Raw genomic sequence first — 9,139 nt, 5'->3', positions numbered from 1 at the left:
ACGGGGGACAGGGGCTGGGGTGGGTGGGGGGAGAAAAAGCAAGGGAACACGTTCCTGGGCGGCGCCCCCCCCCCGGTGCTCGGCGTCCGCGGCCTCCCTCAGCTCCAGGGCGGGCGCGACCGCCTCGGCCTTCCGGGAGCGCTCCATGCGTGCCTGCGCGTCCCGGTGGGCCTCGGCCCGCTCCTCCAGCCGGGCGGCGCGCTCCCGCGCCTCGGCGAACCGCCGCTGCAGCCGGGCCACTTCGCGTACGTCGTCCTGCGCCCGCTCGGCCGCCGCCTGCGCGGACTCGGCGGCGGTGAGCCGGCAGTGGGCGATGGTCAGCTGCTCGCGGGCGGTGCTGCGGGCGACGGCCGCGGCGGTGACGACGGCCTCGGCGAGACCCGGATCCCCCGGTGCCAGCTCGGGCAGCTCCAGGGCGCCGTCGGCCGCCTGCTGCATGCGGTGGGCGTCGGCGAGCAGCGCGGCGTCCCCCTCGCGGACCTCGGCCTCGGCGGCGCGCCGGCGCTCGGCCAGGCGCTTCTCGACCTCGGCGAAGCGGTGGGTGTCGAAGAGGCGGCCGAGCAGCTTGCCGCGCGCCTCGGCGTCGGCCCGCAGGAACCGTGCGAAGTCGCCCTGGGGCAGCAGCACGACCTGGCAGAACTGCTCGCGGCTCATGCCGAGCAGCTGGGTGATCTCCTCGCCGATCTCCTGGTGCGAGCGGCTGAGGTCCTTCCAGGCGGCGGCCGTCGCGTCGTACTCGCGCAGCCAGCTCTGCGCCTTCTCCGTCGTCGTGCCCGAACCGCGCTTCTTGGGGCGCTCCCAGGGCGGCTGCCGGGTGATCTCCAGCCGCCGTCCGGCGACGGTCAGTTCGAGGGTCACCTCGGTGCGCGTGCCGACGGCGGCGTGGTCGCTGCGCAGGGCCAGTCCCTGGCCGCTCTGCCGGGCGCCGGGGACGGAGCCGTAGAGCGCGAAGCTCACGGCGTCCAGGACGGAGGTCTTGCCGGCCCCGGTCGGTCCGTGGAGCAGGAAGAGCCCGGCCGCCGAAAGCTCGCCGAAGTCGACGCTCTGGGATCCGCCGAACGGCCCGAAGGCGGTGATGTCCAGCCGGTGCAGCCTCATCGCGCGACCTCCCGCACGGCGTCGTCGGCGCGCACGGCGTCGAACGCGTCGCGCAGCACGGCCTGTTCGCGCTCATCGGGTCCGGCGCCGCGCACATGGGCCACGAAGTCCTCGGCGATCTCCTGGTCGCTGCGGTCCGCGAGCCGTCTCGCGTACGACACGTCGGGGTCGTCCGGTGCGCGCTCGGGGTCGAAGACGAGGCTGAGGGTGTGCGGGAACCGCTGCGCGAGCCGGGCCATGGGGTCGGCGGGGCGGACCGGGTCGGTGAGCGTGGCCTCGACCCACGCCTCCTCGTGCCGGGCCAGCCCCGGATCGGCCAGCAGCTCCTCCAGGGGTCCGCGGATGCGGGCCAGTGCGCGCGGCACCGGGCAGTCGACGCGCTCGGCGGTGACGGAGCCGTCCGCGCCGAGGTCGACGAGCCACATGGTCTTGCGGTGGTCGGTCTCCGAGAAGGAGTACGGCAGCGGGGAGCCGGAGTAGCGCACGCGCTCGGTGATGGTCTGGCAGCCGTGCAGGTGGCCGAGTGCCGCGTAGTCCACCCCGTCGAAGACGCCCGCGGGCACGGAGGCGACCCCGCCGACGGTGATGTCCCGCTCGCTGTCGCTGGCCGTGCCGCCGGTGACGAAGGCGTGCGCGAGGACGACGGAGCGGGTGCCCGGCGCGCGGGTGGCGAGGTCGGCGCGGACCCGGTCCATGGCGGCGGCGAGCACCGCCTCGTGGCCCGCCTTCTCCACACCGAACTCGTCCTTGACCAGAGCGGGTTCGAGATACGGCAGGCCGTAGAAGGCCACGTCGCCGTGGGCGTCGGACAGCACCACCGGGGTGCCGCACGCGGCCGGCTCGGTCCGCAGATGGATGCCCGCGCGTCCGATCAGGCCGGCGCCGACGCCGAGCCGGCGGGCCGAGTCGTGGTTCCCGGAGATCATCACCGTCGGCACGTCCAGCTCGGCCAGGCGGTGCAGCGCGTCGTCGTAGAGCTCGACCGCGGCGAGCGGCGGGACCGCGCGGTCGTACACGTCCCCCGACACGACCACCGCGTCCACGCCGCGCTCGCGCACGGTCGTGACGAGGTGGCCGATGAACCCGGCCTGGGCGTCGAGCATGTTCACCCGGTGGAACGCCCGGCCGAGATGCCAGTCGGAAGTGTGCAGCAGCCTCATGATCCCCGACCCTAACGGCCGGGTCCGACAGCCCGGGTGGTTACTCCCGTATCGGCCCGTCATGGACCGTCTCCTACCGGTCCGTTACGCCCGTTTCATACGGAACGTCACACGTCTCCGTAGGCCTCGCCACCCAGTTCGAACCCGGCCGTGCCGGCGGTCGCGTCCGCGAGCCAGGCGCGGAAGGCGTCCACGTCGGCGTCCGGCAGGGCGATCTCCAGGGTGACCGCCTCGCCGTAGCGCACGTCGCGCACCTCGCGCCCGGTCGAGCGCAGGTCGTTCTCCACCTTGCCGGCGCGCTGGTGGTCGACCGTGACCGTGGCCAGCCGGAACCGGCGCCGGGTAAGGGTGCCGACCGCGTCCAGGGCCTCGCCGACCGCGCCGCCGTAGGCCCGGATGAGCCCGCCCGCGCCGAGCTTGACGCCGCCGTAGTAGCGGGTGACGACGGCGACGACGTACCGCATGTCGCGGCGCAGCAGCATCTGGAGCATGGGGACGCCCGCGGTGCCGCCCGGTTCGCCGTCGTCGCTCGCCTTCTGCACCGAGGCGTCGGCGCCGATGACGTAGGCCCAGCAGTTGTGGGAGGCGTCCGCGTGCTCCCTGCGCACTCCGGCGACGAAGTCCTGGGCCTCCTGCTCGGTGGCCGCCGGCGCCAGCGCGCACAGGAAGCGGGAGCGGTTGACCTCGGTCTCGTGCACGCCCGCCTGGGCCACCGTGCGGTACTCGTCCTGCATCCGGCCAGCCTATGCGCCGCCGACGCTACTTCTTCCCGGTGCCCTTCCTGCCCCGCGGCACGAGCATGTCCGTCAGCAGCGCGCTGCCCGGGACGAGCGCGTCCCAGGCGGCCCCGTGCCAGGCAAGCACCGCGATCGCCGAGGTCGGGAACTTCGCCCGCACGTCCTCCAGCGCGTCGTCGAGGTCGTCCCCGGCCAGGTCGAGGACGAGTTCCTCGATGCCGGGGTTGTGGCCGACCAGGAGGAGCGTCTCGACCTCGGCGGACGCCTCGTGCACGACGCTCAGCAGCTCGGCGGCGTCCGCGCCGTACAGCCGCGGGTCGTGGCGCACCGGTGGCGGAGTGCCCCACTGGTCCGAGGCCAGCTCCCAGGTCTGCCGCGCGCGTACGGCGGTGGAGCACAGCGCGAGGTCGGGCAGGCAGTCGGCCTCGGCGAGGGCCCGGCCCGCGGCCGGCGCGTCCCGCAGGCCGCGGGCGGCGAGCGGGCGCTCGTGGTCGGCGACCCCTTCCGGCCAGGCCGACTTGGCGTGCCGGAGCACCACGAGGCGGCGCAGCGGGCCCGGCAACGCGCGCGCGATCACGCCGGGGATCCCAGGTCGCGGGTGAGGTCCAGGCCGAGCAACCGGTCGGCGTAGGCGTACGTCTCGAAGCGGGCGCCGTCGGGCAGTGCGGACTCCGTCTCGACCCAGGTCAGCACCTGGAGCACCGCGGGCACGTCCAAGTCGTCCTCCCAGGCGGTGCGAAGGCGCGTGCGCGCCTCGTCGGGGATCGGCCGCGACGGCTGCCGCGCCCAGGCGGCGACCGCACGGCGCCAGCGTACGAGCCTCGCCCCGGCCTGGGCGAGGGCGGCGGCGTCGAGCGTCACCGGCTCGCCGCGGCGCCGGGCGAGCAGGGCCAGGCGCAGGACGGCCGGGTCGCCGGCCTCCGGCGTGCCGGGTTCCGCCGCGTGCACGGGAGCGACGGCGATGTGAACGCCTTCGGGCGGCGCGCCGCCCTCCCCGACGACGTGCAGGACCTGCGCCTCGCCCAGCCCGGGGCCCACGTCCCGGCGGTCCTCGAAGGGCCGGATGCCGAGGGCCGCCGCCGCGGACCGCAGCTCGCCGTGGTCACGCCCGGCGTCCAGGACCCCCCACACCGGGGTGCCGCCGAGTTCGAGGGCGCGGACGAGGAGGTCGGTGACGAGCAGCACCCTCAGGGACCGCGTTCCGGCTCCCGGGACATGGGCCTCGACCCGGGTCAGCCCCCGGCGGGCGGGGGCGGCGTCGGTGGAATCGCCGGTTCGGGCGTCGATGATGCGCAGCACCTGGCGAGCGTAGGCGTGCGCGGGCCCGTACGCAGGCATCCGGACCGAAAACAGGACATGGCGGCGGGATTCAACAAGGGGATGTCAACAAGGGGTGGGCGGGTTTCCGGCACGCGCGCGTGGCGCGTGGACCCGCACCCGGTCGAGCACCGCGACCGCCGACGTCTCCCCGAGGACGTCCGCCACGTGCGGCAGGAAGTCCCGCAACCGCGGTTCGTCGTCGACGATCACCACGGCGCACGGACCCGCGGGGCCGAGGTGGTGGCGCCCGTGGCCGCCGTCGAGGCCGGCGATCCCGGGGAAGACGCCGGCCCCGGAGAGGCCCTCGCGGTGCGCCCGGTGGACGAGTTCGGCGTAGGCGGGCCGGTGGTGCCAGACGACGGCCGCGTCGAGGTGGATGGTCAGGCGTGCGGCGAGCATGTCGTGCGCGGGCATCGGGCACCCCCTGCCGTGCGGACTGCCCGGAAGATACTGCGCCGCCGGTCCGCCGAACAGGCGTCAGGGACGCGCCGTGGCCGGGGAATCATCGTGCGCCGCGGGCCGTTCAACGAACACGGCAGGAGGTCCACGAGGCTAGGAGGCCCGGGGTGTACGGCGACGAGGCAACGATCCGCAAGATCCTCACCGAGTCCGGCGACACCTGGGCCGTGGTGGGCCTGTCGTCGAACCAGCGGCGCGCCGCGTACGGCGTCGCCCAGGTGCTCCAGCGCTTCGGCAAGCGGATCGTGCCCGTCCACCCCAAGGCGGAGACGGTGCACGGCGAGCAGGGGTACGCCTCCCTCGCGGACATCCCCTTCGACGTGGACGTCGTCGACGTCTTCGTCAACAGCGACCTCGCCGGGCCGGTGGCCGACGAGGCGGTGGCCAAGGGCGCCAAGGCGGTCTGGTTCCAGCTCGGCGTGATCGACGAGGCGGCCTACGACCGCACGCGCGCGGCGGGCCTCGACATGGTGATGGACCGCTGCCCGGCGATCGAGATACCGCTCATGCGCTAGCCGTCACGGACGGGTCTCCTCTCCGTACAGATCGCTTGAAGGTCTGTTCAGGAACCTCCCTGGCGCTGGTCAAAACTTCACCACAGGTCTTCTGCTCGCCCGCTGCTGATTCCTAATCTGCGACGTCGCACTGACTGAAAGCACTTATTCAGAATGTGAGAGGTCGCTGAAAACATGGTGAGCATCGAGCAGACCTCCGTGGAGGAGGCCAGAGGGCCCAGCGGCCTGAGGCGAGACGTCGGACTGATCGGCCTGATGTGGGCCTCGGTCGGTTCGATCATCGGCTCCGGCTGGCTCTACGGGGCGGAGAAGGCGGTCGTGGCCGCCGGTCCCGCGGCGATCATCTCGTGGGTGATCGGCGCGGTGGCCATCGTCCTGCTGGCCCTCGTGCACGCCGAACTCGGCGGCATGTTCCCGGTCGCGGGCGGCACGGCGCGCTATCCGCACTACGCCTTCGGCGGCCTGGCCGGCCTGTCCTTCGGCTGGTTCTCCTGGCTGCAGGCGGCGACGGTCGCGCCGATCGAGGTAGAGGCCATGATCGGCTACGCCGGTCACTGGAGCTGGGCGCAGGGCCTCCAGCACAAGGACCAGACGCTGACGCCCTCGGGCCTCGTCACCGCCGTCGTCCTCATGGCCGTCTTCGTCGCGGTCAACTTCTTCGGCGTCCGCGCCCTGGCGCACACCAACAGCGCCGCCACCTGGTGGAAGATCGCCGTCCCGCTGGGCGCGATCTTCGTCATCGCCATCGGCAACTTCCACCCGGCCAACTTCACCTCCGAGGGCTTCGCCCCGTTCGGCGCCAAGGGCGTACTGAGCGCGATCAGCGGCAGCGGCATCATCTTCGCCCTGCTGGGCTTCGAGCAGGCCATCCAGCTCGCGGGCGAGAGCCGCAACCCGAAGCGGGACCTGCCCCGGGCGACCCTCGGCTCGGTCGCGATCGGCGCGGTCATCTACGTCGCGCTCCAGGTCGTCTTCATCGCCGCGCTGCCGCACAGCACCTTCGCCAAGGGCTGGGCGCACCTGGACTACCCGGGCATCAGCGGCCCCTGGGCCGGCCTCGCCACCCTGGTCGGCCTGGGCTGGCTCGCCTTCATCCTCTACGCGGACGCCGTCATCTCCCCCGGCGGCACCGGCCTGATCTACACCACGGCCACCTCGCGCGTCTCCTACGGCCTCGCCAAGAACGGCTACGCGCCCAAGATCCTGGCCCGCACCGACCGCCGCGGCGTGCCGTGGTTCGGCCTGATCGTCTCCTTCGTGACCGGCGTGGTCTGCTTCCTGCCCTTCCCCAGCTGGCAGGAGCTGGTCGGCTTCATCACCTCGGCGAGCGTCCTGATGTACGCGGGCGCCCCGCTGGCGTACGGCGTCTTCTCGCGGAACCTGCCCCACCACGAGCGCCCGTACCGGCTGCCCGCCGGCAACGTCGTCGCCCCGCTGTCCTTCGTGGTGGCCAACCTCATCATCTACTGGTCGGGCTGGGACACCCTGTGGCGGCTCGGCGTCGCGGTCGTCCTCGGCTACGTGCTCCTCGGCGGCTACGCCTGGTGGGCCAACGCAACGCACCAGCCCGACGCGCCGCGGATGGACTTCAAGGCCGCCCAGTGGCTGCCCGTCTACCTGCTGGGCATGGGCGTCATCTCCGCGCAGGGGCAGTTCGGCGGTTCCGGCAACATCGCCCTGTGGTGGGACATCCTCGTCGTCGGCGCCTTCTCGCTGATCGTCTACTACTGGGCCCGGGCGACCGCCTCGCGACCCGAGGAGATCGAGCGCAGCATCGAAGAGGTCGTCGTCACCGACGCGCCCGCGCACTGACCTCTCGCCTCCGGCGCACGGCGTCCTTGGCGCACGGCGTCCCCGTACACGGCCCGTCGGCCGCGGCTCCCCTGCCGTGGCTGACGGGCCACCGTCATAATGCTCTCGTGACGTCGACCACCTCGCAGCCCAACTCCCCTTCCGCGCACCGTTTTCCGGTGGTGATCGTGGGGGCGGGCCCCGCCGGTCTCACCATCGGCAACATCCTGCGGGCCGCCTCCGTCGACTGCCTGGTCCTGGAGATCGAGACGCGCGAGTTCATCGAGCGGCGGCCCCGGGCCGGCGTCATCGAGGAGTGGGCCGTGCGCGGGCTCCAGGAACGCGGCCTGGCGGACAACCTGTTGGAGCGCGCGGAGCTGCACACCCAGTGCGAGTTCCGGGTCGGCGGGGAGCGGCACCGGTTCTCCTACACGGAGCTGACGGGTCATCATCACTTCGTCTATCCCCAGCCGTTGCTGGTGACGGATCTCGTGCGCGAGTACGCGGACGTGCGCGGCGGGGCCATCCGGTTCGGGGTGCGGGACGTCCAACTGCACGGGCTGGACTCGGACCGCCCCACTGTGTCGTACACCGACCCGGAGAGCGGTCAACGGGAGCTTCTGCACTGCGAGTTCGTCATCGGCTGCGACGGGGCGCGCGGCGTGACCCGGGCCGCGCTGCCGCAGCACGCCCGGATCGCCCGGCAGGACTACGGCGTCGGCTGGCTGGCGCTGCTCGCCGAGGCGCCGCCGTCCAGCGACTGCGTGGTGTTCGGCATCCATCCGCGCGGCTTCGCCGGGCACATGCCGCGCAGTCCCGAGGTCACCCGCTACTACCTGGAGTGCCCGCCGGGCGACGACCCGGAGAACTGGTCGCACGAACGGGTCTGGGCCGAGCTCCAGGAGCGCCTTGGCGCGGACGACCGGCCACCGCTCACGGAGGGGCGGCTGATCGAGAAGCGTGTCCTCGACATGCACAACTACGTCGTCGAACCCATGGTGTTCGGGCGGCTGTTCCTCGCCGGGGACGCCGCGCACCTCACCGCGCCCATCGCCGCGAAGGGCATGAACCTCGCGCTGCACGACGCCTTCCGGCTCGGCGACGGACTCGTCGCGCACCTCACCAAGGGCGAGAGCGCGGGCCTGGAGAACTACTCGGCGGCCTGTCTGGACCGGGTGTGGGACTACCAGGAGTTCTCGCAGTGGCTGTCGGACGTGTACCACGGCGCGTCGTCGGGCGACGCGTACCGGGCGGGCACGACGCTGGCCCGGATGCGGCGGCTGTTCACCTCGCCCGCGGCGGCGGCCTCGTTCGCGGAGCAGTACCTCGGGAAGAGCCCGGAGTCCTGATCCCGCCGACCCCGCCGGGGGACGCGGGAACGCGGGGACGTGTTCAGTCGTGCAGCGGGCTGTCGCTGAGGCGGTGGTCGGCGACCTTCAGCGCCTCGTCGACGAGTCTCCGCAGATGGCCGTCGCGCAGCGAGTAGACGACCCTCCGGCCTTCCTTGCGCGTGTTCACCAGGCCCGCGAGCCGCAGCCGGGCCAGATGCTGGCTGACCGCGGGACGGGCCGCCCCGCAGGACTCCGTGAGCGTCGTGACGTCGGCCTCTCCCCTGGTCAGGGCGTGCAGCAGGGCGAGCCGGGTGCGGTCGCCGAGCAGCGCGAGGAGCTCGGCGGCGAGGGCGAACTGTTCCTCGCCCGGGGTGCGCGGATGCGCATCGTGCGCAGGTGACAGGTGCATGCGTGCGCTCATACGCACATAATGGCCTCGTGGGCCCGACACGTCCACTCCCGCGCCCCGGAAGGAGACCCACGTGAGCGACCGGCACGACCACCACGAGCACGCGGCACACACGCATCCGCACGGGCACGGGCACGGGGATGCACAGGGGCACGTGCACACCCATGGCTCCCCCGGCATCCGGCACCGGCTCGGGCACCTGCTCACCCCGCACTCCCACGAGAGCGCCGACAAGCTGGACTCCGCGCTGGAGTCCTCGGCGCACGGGATGCGCGCGCTGTGGGTGTCCCTCGCCGTCCTCGGGGTGACGGCGCTGGCG

9 protein-coding genes and 2 pseudogenes are annotated in these 9,139 nt (G+C 73.1%); 4 read left to right on the top strand and 7 right to left on the bottom strand.

The window, feature by feature from the left end:
* Positions 1 to 70: 70 nt before the first annotated feature.
* The 6 genes and pseudogenes from ACFU97_RS45815 to ACFU97_RS45790 form a co-directional block, all read right to left on the bottom strand.
* A pseudogene (locus ACFU97_RS45815) lies at positions 71 to 1,098 on the bottom strand (AAA family ATPase); the annotation flags it as partial.
* Entirely contained in the window at positions 1,095 to 2,258 is a 1,164-nt protein-coding gene (locus tag ACFU97_RS45810) for an exonuclease SbcCD subunit D (RefSeq protein WP_384269204.1), read from the bottom strand. The gene ACFU97_RS45810 and the pseudogene ACFU97_RS45815, both read right to left, overlap by 4 nt.
* Before the next feature lie 107 nt (positions 2,259 to 2,365).
* Positions 2,366 to 2,992: a YigZ family protein gene (locus ACFU97_RS45805; protein ID WP_384269202.1), complete on the bottom strand. Its 627-nt coding sequence runs from the start codon at positions 2,990 to 2,992 to the stop codon at positions 2,366 to 2,368.
* A 25-nt stretch (positions 2,993 to 3,017) separates the two neighbouring features.
* Complete coding sequence (locus tag ACFU97_RS45800) at positions 3,018 to 3,572, bottom strand: SixA phosphatase family protein (RefSeq protein ID WP_384269200.1); 555 nt, start codon at positions 3,570 to 3,572, stop codon at positions 3,018 to 3,020.
* Positions 3,569 to 4,333, bottom strand: a complete 765-nt coding sequence (locus ACFU97_RS45795; protein WP_384269197.1) for a hypothetical protein — start codon at positions 4,331 to 4,333, stop codon at positions 3,569 to 3,571. Before ACFU97_RS45795 ends, ACFU97_RS45800 begins: the two co-directional genes overlap by 4 nt.
* Before the next feature lie 45 nt (positions 4,334 to 4,378).
* On the bottom strand, positions 4,379 to 4,729 hold the full coding sequence (locus ACFU97_RS45790) for a DUF190 domain-containing protein (protein ID WP_384269195.1): 351 nt from the start codon (positions 4,727 to 4,729) through the stop codon (positions 4,379 to 4,381).
* A 152-nt stretch (positions 4,730 to 4,881) separates the two neighbouring features.
* Here ACFU97_RS45790 and ACFU97_RS45785 point away from each other — a divergent pair, with 152 nt between their 5' ends.
* The 3 genes from ACFU97_RS45785 (at position 4,882) to ACFU97_RS45775 (ending at position 8,429) form a co-directional block, all read left to right on the top strand.
* Positions 4,882 to 5,289: a CoA-binding protein gene (locus ACFU97_RS45785; RefSeq protein WP_384269193.1), complete on the top strand. Its 408-nt coding sequence runs from the start codon at positions 4,882 to 4,884 to the stop codon at positions 5,287 to 5,289.
* 174 nt (positions 5,290 to 5,463) lie between these two features.
* The gene (locus tag ACFU97_RS45780; protein WP_384269191.1) at positions 5,464 to 7,101 is read left to right on the top strand and encodes an APC family permease; all 1,638 of its coding nucleotides are present in this window, start codon (positions 5,464 to 5,466) and stop codon (positions 7,099 to 7,101) included.
* 107 nt (positions 7,102 to 7,208) lie between these two features.
* Positions 7,209 to 8,429 carry a 4-hydroxybenzoate 3-monooxygenase gene (locus tag ACFU97_RS45775; protein WP_384269189.1) on the top strand — a complete coding sequence of 407 codons (1,221 nt, stop codon included), beginning with the start codon at positions 7,209 to 7,211 and terminating at the stop codon, positions 8,427 to 8,429.
* A 43-nt stretch (positions 8,430 to 8,472) separates the two neighbouring features.
* On the opposite strand, the gene ACFU97_RS45770 is transcribed toward ACFU97_RS45775, so the two are convergent.
* Positions 8,473 to 8,832 (bottom strand): ArsR/SmtB family transcription factor, encoded by a 360-nt coding sequence (locus ACFU97_RS45770; RefSeq protein WP_384269187.1) that lies wholly within the window; start codon positions 8,830 to 8,832, stop codon positions 8,473 to 8,475.
* A 61-nt stretch (positions 8,833 to 8,893) separates the two neighbouring features.
* Here ACFU97_RS45770 and ACFU97_RS45765 point away from each other — a divergent pair.
* A pseudogene (locus tag ACFU97_RS45765) lies at positions 8,894 to 9,139 on the top strand (cation diffusion facilitator family transporter); the annotation flags it as partial.

Origin of the sequence: Streptomyces sp. NPDC057616 (genome assembly GCF_042800575.1) — a bacterium.
Taxonomy (GTDB): Bacteria; Actinomycetota; Actinomycetes; order Streptomycetales; family Streptomycetaceae; genus Streptomyces.
The sequence above is the reverse complement of the archived record's forward strand: the minus strand, read 5'-3'. Positions and strand labels throughout refer to the sequence as shown.